16 protein-coding genes and 1 pseudogene are annotated in these 15,064 nt (G+C 53.9%); 6 read left to right on the plus strand and 11 right to left on the minus strand.

Annotated features, from left to right (window positions below):
* The first annotated feature begins 50 nt into the window (after positions 1-50).
* From QZ725_RS11550 to QZ725_RS11565, 4 genes are read left to right on the plus strand one after another with little or no spacing between them, the layout of a single operon-like run.
* Positions 51-662: a TetR/AcrR family transcriptional regulator gene (locus QZ725_RS11550; protein ID WP_293779645.1), complete on the plus strand. Its 612-nt coding sequence runs from the start codon at positions 51-53 to the stop codon at positions 660-662.
* A 33-nt stretch (positions 663-695) separates the two neighbouring features.
* A complete protein-coding gene (locus QZ725_RS11555) occupies positions 696-1,739 on the plus strand; it encodes a cyclopropane-fatty-acyl-phospholipid synthase family protein (protein WP_293779647.1) in 1,044 nt (347 codons plus the stop codon).
* A complete protein-coding gene (locus QZ725_RS11560; protein ID WP_293779649.1) occupies positions 1,736-2,518 on the plus strand; it encodes a DUF1295 domain-containing protein in 783 nt (260 codons plus the stop codon). The genes QZ725_RS11555 and QZ725_RS11560 overlap by 4 nt, the downstream gene beginning before the upstream one ends.
* A gap of 32 nt (positions 2,519-2,550) precedes the next feature.
* The gene (locus QZ725_RS11565) at positions 2,551-3,096 is read left to right on the plus strand and encodes a lipocalin family protein (protein ID WP_293779651.1); all 546 of its coding nucleotides are present in this window, start codon (positions 2,551-2,553) and stop codon (positions 3,094-3,096) included.
* A 49-nt stretch (positions 3,097-3,145) separates the two neighbouring features.
* Here QZ725_RS11565 and QZ725_RS11570 read toward each other — a convergent pair whose 3' ends face one another.
* Positions 3,146-4,495 carry an EAL domain-containing protein gene (locus QZ725_RS11570; protein WP_293779653.1) on the minus strand — a complete coding sequence of 450 codons (1,350 nt, stop codon included), beginning with the start codon at positions 4,493-4,495 and terminating at the stop codon, positions 3,146-3,148.
* A 253-nt stretch (positions 4,496-4,748) separates the two neighbouring features.
* Positions 4,749-4,934, minus strand: a pseudogene (locus QZ725_RS11575) (methyl-accepting chemotaxis protein); the annotation flags it as partial.
* Positions 4,935-5,153: 219 nt separating this feature from the next.
* Between QZ725_RS11575 and QZ725_RS11580 the strand changes: the two are divergent.
* Both QZ725_RS11580 and QZ725_RS11585 read left to right on the plus strand, forming a co-directional pair.
* Entirely contained in the window at positions 5,154-6,308 is a 1,155-nt protein-coding gene (locus tag QZ725_RS11580) for a DNA topoisomerase IB (protein WP_293779655.1), read from the plus strand.
* 351 nt (positions 6,309-6,659) lie between these two features.
* Positions 6,660-6,827: a hypothetical protein gene (locus QZ725_RS11585; protein ID WP_293779657.1), complete on the plus strand. Its 168-nt coding sequence runs from the start codon at positions 6,660-6,662 to the stop codon at positions 6,825-6,827.
* A 142-nt stretch (positions 6,828-6,969) separates the two neighbouring features.
* Here the strand turns inward: QZ725_RS11585 and QZ725_RS11590 are convergent, their stop codons facing one another.
* From QZ725_RS11590 to QZ725_RS11630, 9 genes are all read right to left on the minus strand, one after another.
* The gene (locus tag QZ725_RS11590) at positions 6,970-7,746 is read right to left on the minus strand and encodes an ABC transporter permease (RefSeq protein WP_293779659.1); all 777 of its coding nucleotides are present in this window, start codon (positions 7,744-7,746) and stop codon (positions 6,970-6,972) included.
* Positions 7,746-8,987: an ABC transporter substrate-binding protein gene (locus tag QZ725_RS11595; RefSeq protein ID WP_293779661.1), complete on the minus strand. Its 1,242-nt coding sequence runs from the start codon at positions 8,985-8,987 to the stop codon at positions 7,746-7,748. The genes QZ725_RS11590 and QZ725_RS11595 overlap by 1 nt, the downstream gene beginning before the upstream one ends.
* Before the next feature lie 19 nt (positions 8,988-9,006).
* Complete coding sequence (locus QZ725_RS11600; RefSeq protein WP_293779663.1) at positions 9,007-9,846, minus strand: ABC transporter ATP-binding protein; 840 nt, start codon at positions 9,844-9,846, stop codon at positions 9,007-9,009.
* The gene (locus QZ725_RS11605; RefSeq protein WP_293779665.1) at positions 9,836-10,909 is read right to left on the minus strand and encodes an acyl-CoA dehydrogenase family protein; all 1,074 of its coding nucleotides are present in this window, start codon (positions 10,907-10,909) and stop codon (positions 9,836-9,838) included. The genes QZ725_RS11600 and QZ725_RS11605 overlap by 11 nt, the downstream gene beginning before the upstream one ends.
* Complete coding sequence (locus QZ725_RS11610) at positions 10,909-11,463, minus strand: carboxymuconolactone decarboxylase family protein (RefSeq protein ID WP_293779667.1); 555 nt, start codon at positions 11,461-11,463, stop codon at positions 10,909-10,911. Before QZ725_RS11610 ends, QZ725_RS11605 begins: the two co-directional genes overlap by 1 nt.
* A 38-nt stretch (positions 11,464-11,501) precedes the next feature.
* Complete coding sequence (locus QZ725_RS11615; RefSeq protein WP_293779669.1) at positions 11,502-12,527, minus strand: AraC family transcriptional regulator; 1,026 nt, start codon at positions 12,525-12,527, stop codon at positions 11,502-11,504.
* Positions 12,528-12,687: 160 nt separating this feature from the next.
* On the minus strand, positions 12,688-13,512 hold the full coding sequence (locus QZ725_RS11620; RefSeq protein WP_293779671.1) for a ChbG/HpnK family deacetylase: 825 nt from the start codon (positions 13,510-13,512) through the stop codon (positions 12,688-12,690).
* Positions 13,509-13,916, minus strand: coding sequence for a GtrA family protein (locus tag QZ725_RS11625; protein ID WP_293779673.1), 408 nt, complete (start codon positions 13,914-13,916; stop codon positions 13,509-13,511). The genes QZ725_RS11620 and QZ725_RS11625 overlap by 4 nt, the downstream gene beginning before the upstream one ends.
* Positions 13,913-14,914 (minus strand): glycosyltransferase family 2 protein, encoded by a 1,002-nt coding sequence (locus tag QZ725_RS11630; protein ID WP_293779675.1) that lies wholly within the window; start codon positions 14,912-14,914, stop codon positions 13,913-13,915. The genes QZ725_RS11625 and QZ725_RS11630 overlap by 4 nt, the downstream gene beginning before the upstream one ends.
* Positions 14,915-15,064 lie beyond the last annotated feature (150 nt).

Raw genomic sequence — 15,064 nt, forward strand, 5'->3', positions numbered from 1 at the left:
TATTTTTAACCTTATGGTCTATAATAGGCAAAACAACGTTATGAGCAGCAATGAATACAGCCACCAAGCCCAGCCTGAAAGAACGGCAATTTGCCTTGCGCGAGAGTGCCATCCTCGATGCGGTAGACGCACTGCTATCCAGCAAAGGCTTCGACCTGACCACAATGGACGAGGTCGCGCAGGCTGTGGGGATTTCCAAAGCCAGTCTTTACAAGCACTTCGATTCCAAGGAGTTGCTGGCAGCGGCGACCATGACGCGCCTGCTTGATCGCACACTGGATAAAGTGGCAGAACTGGCGCAACAAGAGACGCCACTGGAAAATTTAAAGGCAGTCGTGGCGTGGAGCGTGCGCGAACATCTCGCTGGCCGCATGCCAACACTCCCCTCTACCCGCTCTAGCATTCACGAGTTCATGCTGCGGCACCAGCCCTACGTCAGCAAACTCGAACAACTGACAGAAATACTTGGCGCATGGATCATTACCGCACAGGAAGCTGGCCAAATCAATCCCCAACTTCCTGGCGAGGTTGTGCTCTACACCATCTATGCACGGCCATGCGACCCGGTCATCGACTTTTTGAAAATGGGCGGTGCTTTTACCGACGATGAAATCGTCGCCGCCATCGTCACAACCTGTTTCAACGGATTGCAGCCGAACTAGCGCCTGCCCTTATCACGTCGGAGGAGAAGCACAATGCAATTGATCAAATACGCAATCGAGCTTTCCGAACATGGCCGAATGCCGGACGCCTTGATTCGAGCCGGCATTCGTCATTTATTGAAGGCGCGCCTACATGACGTGTCAGCTCATGAAACAGCTGCCAGCGCAGATCTGCAACATGCGTTCGTACAGGAGATGTGTCAGGCACCGGTTGCACTTGTACCCGAGCTGGCAAACGAACAGCACTACGAGCTTCCCAGTGAGTTCTTTCATCTGAGTCTGGGACAACAACTTAAATACAGCTGCTGTTACTGGGATGAAAAAACTGCGACGCTGTCAGAGGCGGAAGAAGCCGCTCTCGCATTGACCGTCCAGCATGCCGGGATTGCACATGGCCAGAAGATCCTCGAACTCGGCTGTGGATGGGGTTCGCTAACGCTCTACATCGCAAAGCACTTTCCCGATAGCCATATCACTGCCGTTTCCAATTCACACTCCCAACGCCACTATATTGAAAATGCGGCGCGCGAACGCAAGCTGGAGAACGTAACCGTCATCACGGCAGACATGAACGCATTCTCCACGGCACCCGCGCAGTTTGACCGCATTGTGTCGGTGGAGATGTTTGAACACATGCGCAATTACCAGACATTATTCGGGCGTGTTGCCGACTGGCTCAAACCGGATGGCCGTTTCTTTATGCATATCTTTGTGCATCGTCTGACGCCATACGCATTCGTTGCACAAGGCGATGACGACTGGATGAGCGAACTGTTCTTCTCGGGCGGCATGATGCCAAGCGATGCGCTTCCCCTGCATTTTCAACGGCACCTTGCATTGCAACAGCAGTGGCGCTGGAGCGGCACGCATTACGAAAAAACAGCGAATGCCTGGCTGGCAGAAATGGATGCCAACAGCGATCGCATCATGCACCTCTTCGAGAAAACGTATGGAGAAGATGCGCAGCGCTGGTTTAACCGCTGGCGCATCTTCTACATGTCCTGCGCTGAACTGTTTGGCTACGCGCACGGTCAGGAATGGTATGTCAGCCATTATCTTTTCGAGCGTCAAAAATGATTCCATTCGATCTATCGTTTTGGCAGCCATGGTTGTATGCACTGCCCTATCTGGCCTTGTTCGCAATCATCGGCTGGCTTTACGGTACGTGGCGTCGCAACGTACATGTCATCGATAGCATGTGGAGTCTGTATTTCCTGCTTACTGCGTATGTCGTCGCACTACAGCAAACCCAAACGACGCGTAGCATTTTCGTGTTGTTCGTTGCGACGCTATGGGCGCTACGTTTGAGCGGCTATCTCACGCTGCGCAATTGGGGCAAGCCGGAGGACCATCGTTACCAGAAGATTCGTGAAAACAATTCGCCCCACTTCTGGATCAAAAGTCTGTACCTGGTCTTTGGGTTTCAGATGTTGCTGGCATGGTGCATTGCATTGCCCTTAATCGCCGGCATACAAAGTTCTGCAACCTTCAACTGGCTGGATGTTATTGGCCTGACGGTAGCTCTATTTGGCATTGCGTACGAAGGCATTGCAGACTGGCAGCTCTATCGATTCAAGCAAGATCCAGCCAACCGCGGGAAAGTACTTGATCATGGCCTCTGGGCGTGGTCACGCCACCCTAACTACTTTGGTGAATGTGCCACGTGGTGGGGTTTCTTCCTCATAGCTGCTGCAGCGGGGCATTGGTGGACCATCTTCAGCCCGATTGTGATGACGACCCTATTGCTCAAAGTCAGCGGTGTCAGTCTGCTGGAAAAAAACATACATGAAAGACGACCTGCTTACCGCGACTATATTGCGCGTACCAGCACCTTCATTCCGTGGCCACCTAAATGAAATCGTTTCTTGCATCCACCAAGGAGAATGGCATGTCCCACAAGACTTTCCTGACAACACTGATGGGGGCATTAAGCCTCTCTGCGTGCACAACCACGGCAACAGTTCCTCTTGCAGATCAGGTCGACATCGATCGCTTTATGGGTAAATGGTATGTCATTGCGCATATTCCGCTGTGGGTCGACAAGGAATCTTTCAATGCCATAGAGTCTTATGAGCGAGAGAAAGACGGAAAAATTGCCACGACCTTCACGTTCAATGAAGGAAGCTTGCAAGGACCGTTGAAGACTTATCGACCAACCGGTTTCGTAAAGGAAGGTCACAACAATGCGCTATGGGGCATGCAGTTCGTCTGGCCCATCAAGGCACAATACAAGATCAGTTACATCGCACCAGACTACTCGACCACCATCGTGGCGCGCGACAAATTGGATTACGTATGGATCATGGCAAGAAAGCCGAAAATCGACGAGAAAGAGTACCAGCGCTTACTAACGATGATTGAAGGATACGGCTACGACATCAAAAAACTACGCGTTGTCCCACATGATCAGGCAACACCAACGACCTCAAAATAGCGGAGCAACGCAACCTGTCATTGCCATGAAGATTCAGTCCGGTGCCGCGCTAAATGCCATCTGCAATGACCGGCCGATTCAATTCAGATTGCGCCCGGTTATGTTGATCAAAATAACTGATAGGCGCCGGTTTTCCGAGTAGATAACCTTGGAAAGAATGACAACCGAGGCTCGCCAGAAACTGACGTTGCAGTTCCGTTTCCACGCCCTCTGCGATCAAATGCAGATTCAAGCTTTTTGCCAACTCGATGACGGTCCGAACGATCGCCCTATCGCTATCGTCGGTTAGCATGTCTCGCACAAATGATTGATCAATTTTCAGTTGATCAAGCGGGAGGGTCTTCAGGTAGCTGAGCGAGGAATAACCTGTTCCAAAATCATCGAGCGACAACTTGATGCCTTTTGCTCGTAGTGCCTGCATTTTTTTGGTCAAATCGTTGATGTCATCGACCAACATGCTTTCCGTTAGCTCTAAAGTCAAACGTTTCGGATTGGCGTGCGATTTCTCCAATGAAGCGAGAACCTTTTCCACATAATCGGGCTGTTTGAACTGCAATGCGCTGACGTTGACGGAAATGTGTAAATGGGCGGTGGTGTGATCTTTCGCCCACACCGCCAATTGTTCGCACGCCGTATCCAGTACCCATTGACCGATTTCCAATATCAATCCGCTTCGTTCCGCCACCGGCATGAAAAGGGCGGGAGACATCATTCCTTTTTCCGGATGCGCCCACCGCAGCAAAGCTTCACCGCCGACTACCCTGCCATCATCTCCTGCTTGGGGCTGATAAAAAAGTACGAACTGTTTTTCCGAGATTGCCGTTTTCAGACTGGATACCGCGACATCACCAAAGCGCATGCGCGTTTGTGTCATCCACAACAAGGCCAGTAGCAGAGCCATGACAGTGAAATTATGTATCCAGACGCTGGTCAGGCGACCGGCATGCGTCAGTGCGTAGACAGTCTCGACACCCCATGAATGACTGGCAAAAAAAGCGAACAAAGACAAGGCATAAGCGATCATCAGATAACGAATCCAGCTCTTTTCCTCCTTGAAGACGATCCACGCAAAGATACCCAGAACAAGAAAATAATTATGGGTTGCGCGTGGCGTATCGCCTGTCGGCAAGTCGATGAAGATGCTAGCGATGGTCACGATAGTGGAGGCGAGTGCAAACAGAATGTAGCTCGCCAAGCGCCTTTTCTCGCGTGCGAGTAGCCATTCTGTCCAAACTGCGGCGCAAATCAATGCGCAGGAGAAAGGCAAGATCGCCCACTCGTCATGGGTCAGTGCGTATCCGGACCAGAACAAAGCGATCGCGCCCAGCGAAACGATCCCGAATTTCAGCGTCGCCTCTAGCCTGAAAACATGCCCCTCGCTATCTAGTAGTGTTGGCATAGCAGAGATACAAAAGAAATGTCGAAAATACGAAGCATCACTTACTCCCTCCAAAAAACTCGTGAACCCTCAATTCAGGCGTGGGCGTATAAATCTTAAAACTGTTCCCAATCGCCATCACTACGTTCTCTTGATGCAATAGCGCTCGATGGCTTGTTTGCAATAGCCACCTTGGCAGCGCATTCGGCAATGCAGGCGACGTGACCTGCTTCGCTATCGACTTTGATGACGGATCAGACTTTTTTACAAGAGATTGATCCAATTTGAACACGCCAACAATTTCTGCCAGCTTCGAGGCCTGCTTCTGCAACGATTCGGCAACCGCAGCAGCTTCCTCGACCAAAGCGGCGTTTTGTTGCGTCACCTGACCCATCTGGCTAACTGCTTGATTGACCTGCTCGATCCCTGCACTTTGCTCCTGACTGACGGCCATGATTTCTCTCCAAGCGATACACCTTAATGGTCTGCTTTCCATAATCTATTGCTAAGCGAGCAGAAAGTGAATTGATTGAAACATTGTAAGCATGCTTAAGGGGGCTGCAGATTGTTTTGTGCGCTGTGAGATATCTCCGACGTCGATTGGCGAAAGATGCCGACTGCCGCTTACCCCTCACTTCTTCGTACCATATCGCTATCTGAAACCACTGTGGAGGAAGGTATGCCCAGCAAGATCGTTTCTCCCGATTTTGGCGACGCTGCCGCCGCCGCGCGTCTCGATGCAAAACAGGCAGGGTTGCGCTATGTCAGGGACGGATCTCAAGGCTATCGTCGTCTGCCCACGAGCAAAGGCTTTCGTTACACGGATAGTGATGGCAAGCCACTGAAAGATCCCTTGCATTTGACGCGCATCCGTTCGCTCGTCATTCCACCCGCTTGGCAAGATGTGTGGATTTGTCGCTGGGAGAATGGACATTTGCAAGCCACCGGGCGCGATGCACGGGGAAGAAAACAGTATCGCTATCATCCACAATGGCGCACTGTCCGGGACGAAGCAAAATATGAGCGCATGCTGCAGTTTGGCCTTGCATTGCCTAAACTGCGCGCCGGTTTGGACAAGGCCTTGGCATTGCCCGGCCTGCCGCGCGAGAAAGTGTTGGCAGCCGTTGTATTTCTTTTGCACGCAACATTAATTCGCGTCGGCAACCGTGAATACGCACGGGACAATGAATCTTTCGGTATGTCGACGCTTCGCAAAAAACATGTGCGCCTGGACGGCAGTGAAATTCACTTCTCATTCAAAGGGAAAAGCGGGGTCCGCCACTCCATCAGCCTGCAAGATCGGCGACTGGCCAATCTCATCAAACGCATGCGCGAACTGCCAGGACAAGATCTGTTTCAGTATGAAGACGAGCAAGGTGTACTGCATGCTATCGGATCGGCCGACGTCAATGATTATCTACGCGAATTGTGTGGCGAAGACTATACAGCGAAGGATTTCCGTACTTGGTCCGGCACGGTACTGGCAGCGTCTGCATTAGTGGCTTGCGAACCATGCCAATCGGAAACGCACGGCAAACGTATGGTGACGCAAGCCATTGTGGATGTAGCAAGCAAGCTCGGTAATACACCCTCCATCTGTCGCAAATGCTATGTCCATCCCCAAGTCATTGAAAGCTACCTCAAGGGTCAGTTGCACGCACTGACCAAGCAACGCATCCGTATTCAATCTTCAACGGAGTTTGGAAAAAACTACGCCTTGACTCGTGAAGAAATGCTGGTCATCGGCATGCTCAAGGCACTTGAAAAGGCGACCTCCAAAAAAGTACGCGCTGGACAGAGAAGATCTCGCACGGTAATGCAACTTGCTGCATAGCCTTTTTCCTCGACTGGTGTAGACGCATTTTCTAAAAAACCAATGTATCCAGATAAGGACTGAAGCAGTAGGGGGAAGAGTACATAACTAGACAAAATACGGTGCTTCATTTCCGAATATGAAAAGCATCTTTATATTAGTTAGAAGCCATGAGCGTTTCTATTTCCACAACGGTCAGCCTAGCCTGATTTTTTAGCCTCTTTTATCCGCCAAGGCAAAGTTTTCTCATTCCGTGAAGTTGATTCGTTTTCCCACAAAAAATAAGCTGCTTGGCTGACTAGAGGTTTTTTTCTCTATTACTACAATCGATGGGCATCACCAAAATCACACATTCACAATCAGGAGACGATGATGAAACAGGAAAAGGATAACCTGCGTCAAAAAGACGACATGCCAAAAGCACGTGGCGATGAAAAAACGATTCACCATGAAACCGTTCCCGGACAACGCCAGGATAAATCTCACGCATCGAAAAAGGAAAAAGCAGCGACCAGCACTGCCGATGATGACCTGAATTAAGTATTGTCTTGAATAAAAAAAGCCGCATTGTCATTAGACATGCGGCTTTTCTACGTTTGGCTCTCTGATGCGGCACAAGGCAATCAGTGCTCTTGATCTATATGCGGTCAATGTTTCAATCTAATTGTTTATTCGAACTTGGTTATCCAAATTCGCGCTGTTTGACATGCGACCAGCGCGCATGCGCATAACGAGCTGCATAATCGAGCATATAACCCAGCATGCCGATCAAGATGATGGCTGCCATCAATTCGGAATAGGCCAGACGATCACGCGTATCGAGAATGAAATAACCCAACCCTGCCGATACACCCAGCATTTCCGCCGGCACCAGAACGATCCAGATGATGCCGATCGCCAGTCGTACGCCGGTCAGGATGTGTGCAGTAATGCCAGGCAAGATCACACGCAAGATCAGTTCGCTTCGTGTAGCCGACAAGCTGCGAGCCAGCATCAGCCAATTGGGATCAAGGTGCATGACACCGGCAATCGTATTGAGCATGATTGGCCATACAGCGGCAAAAGCCAGCAGGAAATATACAGGCGCATCGCCCACACCCAACACCATGACCGCCAGCGGCATCCATGACAAAGGGGAAATCATGCGCAGCAACTGGAACAGCGGTGTACTGCTGTGCGCAAATGCCTTGGAAGTCGCTACCAGGATGCCGAGCGGCACACCGATCAGAAAGGCAAATGCCAAGCCCACCACCACGCGCTTGAGACTCAAATACACATGCAGCCAGATATCGCTGCCCGACACCAATTCAACGAAGGCCTGCGCCGTCGGCGCCGGTGCAAACAAGGAGGCGATTGGCGTCTTCTGCTCAAGCAGGGAGACGCCGAAACTCCAGAGGATGATCGCTACCACCAGTCCAATCACGGGCAGGAGGAAGCGATCGCGCAGCAGGTTTTTCATCAGACGGCAATCGTTTCAGTACGCGTATAACCGGCTGGCAGACCGAAGGCAGCAGGACCGCCGGCAGCTGTAATCGCTTTACGCACGAAACGATCGTCCACCAGATCCTTGGCGGCGAACTTCGGATCGAGTTGCTGCAGGAAGCGCGTGTCGCCTTCGACGTGCGTTTCGGAAATCGCCTTGACCAGCGCTTCGGTATAGGACGGATACGGATACGGCTGGAAGTCGATACGACGCTGATTCCAGTTCGGATGCGCAATCACGCCACGCTTCTCATAACTGGCGAAATCGCTCACGGCCAGTACCTTGGTCAGTGCCTGCAACGGATGCGGCGTGTAACGCTGTTCGCCGGTAGACGACATCAACTTGGCCGTGTCGACCTGATTTGAACGTGTCCACAATTGGGCGTTGACGATGGCATTGGTCACGCGTTGCGACCATTCCGGTTTATCGTTCAGATCGCGCTCGGCAAGGAAGGTGACACAGCAGGCATGGTTCTTCCAGACGTCGCCAGAGAAGCGCAGAATCTTGCCGATACCCGTCATCTCGGCCGTGGCATTGAATGGCTCGGCGACGATGAAGCCGGCAATCGATTTGGTTGCCAGAGCCGATACCATTTCGGATGGTGCCAGCACCACCAGATTGACTTCGTTGGGCTTGATCGCTTCGCCACGCGCACGTGTAACGACCGTCAGGTTGTTCTTGCGCAGCAGCTGTTGCAACAGGATGTTGTGAATCGAATACCAGAACGGAATCGCAAACGTGCGACCGCCAAGATCAGCGATCGAATTGACATCATTGGCGACCGTCAATGCAGAACCATTGACGTGATTCCACGCTACCACCTTGGCCGGGAATTTCGAGCCATAGCGTACCCACAGCGTGGCAGGCGACAACAGGTGAATCACGTTGACCTGACCCGACACGAACGCTTCGATGATCTGTGCCCAGCTACGGAACAGGCGTGGCTTTTCCGTCTTCAGCCCCTGCTCTTCAAACAACTTGCGACCATGCGCGACCAGCAGTGGCGTAGCATCGGTAATCGGCAGATAGCCAATCTTGACCGGCTGATCGTCGCCCTTGAAATTCTGTGCTTGCGCATCACCGGCAAACAGCAGCGGTGCCGCTGCGCCGGCTGTCGCCATGGCCGACATCTGCAGGAAATCGCGACGGCTCATGCCGCAATCGCAATCGGAAGACGCGCAAATATGTATTTTCTTGTTGTTCAACAGCGTGCTCATGGATTTCTCCCTTTTTATGTCAGTCAGTAGTGATTTGCAATTCACGAAGCGCAGCAAGAATCTGCATGCGCAATTCCACAACATCGGACGAGTGGGCATCACGTGGTCTTGCGATATCTAACGTCCACTCCCGCACAATGCGCCCCGGCGCATTCGGCCCTTCATCTTTGCCCATCAGCAGAATACGGTCGGCGACCAGAATTGCTTCGTCGATATCATGCGTGACCAGCAATACCGCGGTATGCCAGCGGTGCACCAGTTCCACCAATAAGGATTGCATGCCTGCACGCGTTATCGCATCAAGAGCAGAAAACGGCTCATCGGCAAACAGTAGTTCGGGCTCGCGCGCCAATGCACGTGCCAGTGCAACACGCTGCGCCATGCCGCCGGAAAGCTGTGCAGGATAGGCACGTTCATTACCGCGCAAGCCAACTGCCTCGATCGCCTTGGTGATGCGGGTTTCACGTGTCGTCTTGTCGATGGCGGGCTGCCGTGCAAAATCCAGACCGAAACCGACATTACCCGTTACATCCAGCCAAGGCAATAAACTGGCTTGTTGAAACACGAGCGCAGCACGCGGATGCGGCGTGTCGAGCGGTTTGCCAAGAAACGTCACGGCGCCTTCTCGTGGCTGCGCCAAGCCGGCAAGTACACGCAACAAGGTCGATTTACCGCAGCCGCTACCACCTAGCAGACAGACAATTTCACGCTTGCGCACATGCAGCGAGACATCGCGGAATATCTCGCGCTTGCCGTAGCCGAAGTGCAATGCGCGCCCTTGCAGCGCAATATCGCCAGCTTCACCAGTCGCCAGCGATGACTGTGCGTCGTTATCCATCATGCGTTCTTCATCCTGCATGCTGTGCCGCCTGCTTTTGCAGTTCGAGCTGCAATTGCGTCAGGCTTGGCGTGACGATGGGCACAAACGCCGACTCGCGCCAACGACGTGCAAAGCTGCGATCGTTATCCTGCAGATAGGCACGTCCGCCGCTGGCTTGCAGCTCCAGCATCACGGCTTGCTGCACGATGTCCGCCAATTGAATACGAATACGAAACAAGGCCGCAGCCTTGCTCTTGAAACTGCCATCCAGAATACCCGCCGTCATCTGTGCAACCGTTTCATCCAGCAGCCGCTGCAATTCCATGACACGGTCAGACAATTGACCGCGCGTGGTCGCGCACAAGGCCTCTGCAGAACGCAAGGCAGCTCGCGCCAAGCCAATCGACATGCCGCATTGCATACCGAGGAAACTGGGGCGCACATTCGGCAAATACTGTCGTGCATCGGCATGGATCACATCATCCTCTGCAATCTGTACTTCGCGTAACTTGACAGCCGCCGTATTGCTGGAACGCAGAGCCATCAATTCCAGATCCGCGCTGCGCTGCACGCCCTCGATGTCATTGCAGAATGCCACGATGGCAGGCGAGCCATCGACCGACGATGACACGGCTGCGGCGGCGATGAATCCTTCCTTGCGTAAATTGGTTACCCAGGCCAGCGAACCGTCGAGCCGGAAACCATCGGCGTTTGGCGTTGACGTGATCTGCAGCGATTCGATCCCCGAAAGGAATTTCATCGCATTCGACAGTCCGGTCGCCCCCCCACGCTCGCCTTTTACCAACGCTGCAACCCAGCGGTCGGCCAATGCATGATTCGGGCTTTGCAGCAGATATTCAATGAACGTGCGATGTCCCCAGAACACGAAGGCGGCCGTCAGCGAGTGCTCGGCGACTTCGGCAATCGCATGAATTGCATCGCGCACATCACCACCGCTGCCGCCCTGCTGTTGCGGCACACCCGCGCCAAACAAACCCGCCTCGGCCAATCGGGGCACGACATCGGATGCCAGGTCTTGCGATTGATCGAGCGCATCGGCATTCGCTTGCAACCATTGCTTGAGGGTGCGCGCGGCGCCCATCAGATCGCTCCCGGCGCGAAGGGCTGCAATTCCTTGTTGATCTCACTGCCAGCCAGCGAATTGGCAAAATTACACAGTGTTGCCAGACTGATGCCCAGCACGACTTCCAATGCCTGCTGTTCGTTATAGCCAGACTGCAGGAAAGCCTGATAGTCGGCGTCAACTACGGCACCGCGGCGTGCAATGACCGCTTCCGCAAAGTGACGTACGGCATCCAGCCGGGCGTCGCCCGTGTCCTGTCCTTGCTGCAAGGCGCGAACCTGTTCAACTGGAAACTGTGCCTTTTTGAGGGAAATAGCGGTATGGCCGGCGATGCAGAAGTCACAACCGTGAATGCGCGCCGCGGTAATTTGCACGACCTCACGTTCAGCCAGCGTCAGGCTGGTCTTGGCATTGATGCCGGAAACCGTCATATAGGTTTCCAGCGCTTGGGGAGAATTGGCAAGTACAGCAATCAGATTCGGCAGAAAGCCATTGTTGGCAATCGCACGCTCCACGAACGGGCGGCTATCGACTGGCGCTGTCTCCAAGGTTTGCAACGTCAAACGGGACATGTCGTTCCTCTTGAATTATTTGAGCGCACATTATGGCATCAGGAGAAATTTATGCTACCCATTGACGTCGCAGTTTTATGCTCAAACGTCTGGAATTGTCCTAATTTAAAATTACGCACGCTGGCTCGTTGCTGAATGCCGCGACGATAGGCGCCTGGCTGCTCGCCGATCACTTTCTTGAATGCGCGCGAAAACGCGGCGTGCGATCGGTAACCAACATGTTCTGCCGTACGCTCGATGGATTCTCCTGCATGCAAGCGTTGCGCGGCAATCTTCATGCGCAGGGATAAAAGAAACTGCGCCGGCGGCTGGCCACTGGCTTCGACGAAATGCTTGTAGAAACTAGCGCGCGACATATGCGTCATGCGAGCCATTTCATCGGTAGACCAATTCTCGCCGGGTGCCTGCATGAGACTGTCGAGCAAAGGCTTGAACTCGGTGCGACGCGCCACGGCCAGCAAACCCAAAGCAATCGCATCCGTACGCGCCACATGACGCATCACATAGAAGAACAAAAGTTCCGCCAACCTCGCCACCAGAGGTGAAGGCTGCGCCGGATCGGCATGTTCTTCCGCGAGGATCAAATCGAACAGCACACTTGCTGCCCGCAAGGCAGGATCATCAGAACGCAGAATCAGATAATCGGGAAATGAATCGACGATGAGATCACTGATTGCACCGCGAAAATGGAAAAAGCCGCATGCCAGCCCCGTCGATTCAGGCAACACCTGCTTGAGCGACTGCATGATCGATACCGGGATAGAGACCGACGACGGCGACGTTTCCGTCGTCGCATCGGGACTGAGGAAATGCGGAATATCACGCAGCAAGAACACCCCATCGCGGGGCTGCAAAGCAATCGGTTCGCAATCTTGCACATGCAGGAAACAATCGCCGTGCAAAACCAAATGGAAACTCCCCAGCGTGCGTCCCGCAGTCGATGCTCGCCAACGACCGCAATACTGGCCGACGTGAAACACGGTGGTTGCCAGATCAAGACTGCCCAGCAGCCAGTGCACCAGTTGATCGGCACTACTATCGATATGCGTAGTCTGCGTTTCCATGCGTGTGCATCGTGCCGCTTTCCTGGCACCTGACTGACATTCAAAACGGAAAGCGTACCGGAGCAGCATCGCCAGACCAAAGAATCGATTTACATACTCTTATGCGAAATTCGCATAAGCAGCGCCGATGCCTGCTGGCAGCCGGCACGTCACCGCCAATTCAGGCAATGCCGCTTTCCTGTTGCAGAAAACAATCAGCCAGCTTTGCCAGCCTGACCTGCGCCTGATCCAGCGCACGCACACAATCGTAGGATTGCAGAAAACGATGCTCGACTACCCGTTGCGCAGCGATCTCGTCATGTGGGTGCACGGCCGTCCCCGGATGGCACATCATCAGCATGCCGGGGCGAGCCGCTTGCAACCACTCACGAAAGCAGGCGTCGTAATCGGGACGATCGAAACCATACACACCGGCAAATCCGTCATTGGTCGGCATCGACTCGTAATACAGGTGGTCGGCCGTCACCTTTCCGCCAAGCAGGCGCAGGATTTGCGGCTTGCCGCGCCAGTTCATGTCGGCCGGCACCGTGTTGCGTACCCAGATCGCCTTGTCGGCATAACGCTTTTGCAAAACCTGAATCACGACCTGTCGTACACCGGGCAACTGATGCACATGCTGGTGACCATCGATGAAGTCAGGTGCATGGCCGATGGCATCCTCGAACACATCGAGCTGGCGATCCAGCGTTTTGCGCACTTCTTTCGCCTGCATGCCGCGTAACAGACTGCGCAGAATCGTGCTGCGCAAACCCGGCACCTTTTCCACGCCAAATCCTTCGGTCAGATTGAAATGCAGGCCGATATCCGTCTGTGTACCGTAAGGCAGCAAGGCAGGTGCGGCCTGCTTCCATCCGGGCGCGGTCGAGAAACAACTGACAGCAGTCAGACGTTTCTTTTCCAGCAAATCGAGAATCGCCTCATCGATACCCGCATGCTGGGCGTAATCGTCGGCACACAAGGTGATGGGGACAAGCTTGCTATTCATCGGGCAATACTCCGGCGGAACGCCCACAGGCGGCTCAATAGATAAGTCATGGCGGCCACTGTCAGCACCACAATGGCGAGCGCCACATAGTAAGGCAACGTAGTGAAATGCAGCAGCAGGAAAAAGAGAAAGGCATTCATGGCAAAACCAAGCAATGCCACCGCAAGGAAACGGAGGAACGAGGTGCGCTGCCCGACGTCATGATCGACCGTATCGGAAAACGTCCAGTGACGATGACCGAAATAGCTGACCCAGAACGCCACCACAAATCCGCCGATATTGGCGAGCTGTGGCCGCATACCCAGCAACTCGACCAGCGCCACGACCGTCCAGTAATGCACACCGGCCGCCGTCAGGCCGACCACGCCGAAGCGTGCAATGCGCCACAGTTCCGCCAGATTCATGGATGGCTGTCGTCGCCGGGAATACCGTTGGCCGGGCCATTATCGACATCGCGGCCGATGATATACAGCGGCCGTTTCTTGACTTCATCGTAGACGCGACCCAGATACTCGCCGAGCACACCGATCGAAATCAGTTGAATACCGGAAAAGAACATCAGGCCCGCCGCCAGCGTGGCCCAACCTGGTACGTCGCTGCCAAACAGTAGCGCATCGCCCGCGATCCAGAATGCATACAGCAGTGACAAGATCGAGATCAGCACCCCGATCCCGCTCCAGATGCGCAAAGGCAACGTCGTAAATGCCGTCACGCCAGCCAGTGCCAGCCGGCTCAGACTGCGATAGCTGAAACTCGATACACCCGTTGCGCGCTCGGCCGGCACGAAAGGCAGCGCAATGCTGCTGAATCCAACCCACGCATACAAGCCCTTCATGAAGCGATTGCGTTCGGGAAGCTGGCGCAGCGCATTGACCACCTTGCGATCCATCAAACGAAAATCGCCCGCGTTACGCGGAATCGTGATCGGCGCGCCGGATTCCATCAGGTGATAGAACATGCCCGTGCCCCAACGCTTCAGGCGCGATTCGTTGCTGCGATCGCTGATGACGCCGTAGACCATGTCGATACCGTTCTTCCACAAGGCCACCATTTCCGGCAGCAGCGACAGCGGGTGCTGGTAATCGCCATCCATCAGGATGACCGCATCGCCACGTGCCTTGTCGATCCCGGCTGATAACGCGGCCTCCTTGCCGAAGTTGCGCGACAGGCTCAGGTAACGCAGGCCGCTTTCCTGCAACAACGGCGCCATGACCTGTTCGGTATTGTCGGCACTGCCATCATTAATGACGATGATTTCGTAGTGCACGGCAAAGGATTCGAGCGTGGCCCGCAAATCGCGCAGGAAATCCGCCAGATGTGCCGCTTCGTTATACGCCGGAATCACGCAGGAAATGAGCGCATCGTCGGCACGGCGAACTGGCAGGGGTGAACTTTGTGACATGGGAATGAACGCCTCGGAGGAAAAGGGCTGCCCCACTGCACATCCGTCAGGCCAGCCGGATAGCCGGGACCTGCAAATGCGCAGTAGACGATGAGCAAGATTATAATTCAGCGCCATAGGCAGCAAGTCTATAACCTTGCTGCCGTGTTG

This window comes from uncultured Oxalicibacterium sp. (genome assembly GCF_913776015.1).
In the GTDB taxonomy this organism is placed as follows: domain Bacteria; phylum Pseudomonadota; class Gammaproteobacteria; order Burkholderiales; family Burkholderiaceae_D; genus Oxalicibacterium.

Bases quoted from the DNA above. Each gene is read 5' to 3' on its own strand.
- QZ725_RS11550 (WP_293779645.1), top strand. From the start codon at position 51: ATGAATACAGCCACCAAGCCCAGCCTGAAAGAACGGCAATTTGCCTTG.
- QZ725_RS11555 (WP_293779647.1), top strand. From the start codon at position 696: ATGCAATTGATCAAATACGCAATCGAGCTTTCCGAACATGGCCGAATG.
- QZ725_RS11560 (WP_293779649.1), top strand. From the start codon at position 1,736: ATGATTCCATTCGATCTATCGTTTTGGCAGCCATGGTTGTATGCACTG.
- QZ725_RS11565 (WP_293779651.1), top strand. From the start codon at position 2,551: ATGTCCCACAAGACTTTCCTGACAACACTGATGGGGGCATTAAGCCTC.
- QZ725_RS11570 (WP_293779653.1), bottom strand. From the start codon at position 4,495: ATGCCAACACTACTAGATAGCGAGGGGCATGTTTTCAGGCTAGAGGCG.
- QZ725_RS11580 (WP_293779655.1), top strand. From the start codon at position 5,154: ATGCCCAGCAAGATCGTTTCTCCCGATTTTGGCGACGCTGCCGCCGCC.
- QZ725_RS11585 (WP_293779657.1), top strand. From the start codon at position 6,660: ATGAAACAGGAAAAGGATAACCTGCGTCAAAAAGACGACATGCCAAAA.
- QZ725_RS11590 (WP_293779659.1), bottom strand. From the start codon at position 7,746: ATGAAAAACCTGCTGCGCGATCGCTTCCTCCTGCCCGTGATTGGACTG.
- QZ725_RS11595 (WP_293779661.1), bottom strand. From the start codon at position 8,987: ATGAGCACGCTGTTGAACAACAAGAAAATACATATTTGCGCGTCTTCC.
- QZ725_RS11600 (WP_293779663.1), bottom strand. From the start codon at position 9,846: ATGCAGGATGAAGAACGCATGATGGATAACGACGCACAGTCATCGCTG.
- QZ725_RS11605 (WP_293779665.1), bottom strand. From the start codon at position 10,909: ATGGGCGCCGCGCGCACCCTCAAGCAATGGTTGCAAGCGAATGCCGAT.
- QZ725_RS11610 (WP_293779667.1), bottom strand. From the start codon at position 11,463: ATGTCCCGTTTGACGTTGCAAACCTTGGAGACAGCGCCAGTCGATAGC.
- QZ725_RS11615 (WP_293779669.1), bottom strand. From the start codon at position 12,527: ATGGAAACGCAGACTACGCATATCGATAGTAGTGCCGATCAACTGGTG.
- QZ725_RS11620 (WP_293779671.1), bottom strand. From the start codon at position 13,512: ATGAATAGCAAGCTTGTCCCCATCACCTTGTGTGCCGACGATTACGCC.
- QZ725_RS11625 (WP_293779673.1), bottom strand. From the start codon at position 13,916: ATGAATCTGGCGGAACTGTGGCGCATTGCACGCTTCGGCGTGGTCGGC.
- QZ725_RS11630 (WP_293779675.1), bottom strand. From the start codon at position 14,914: ATGTCACAAAGTTCACCCCTGCCAGTTCGCCGTGCCGACGATGCGCTC.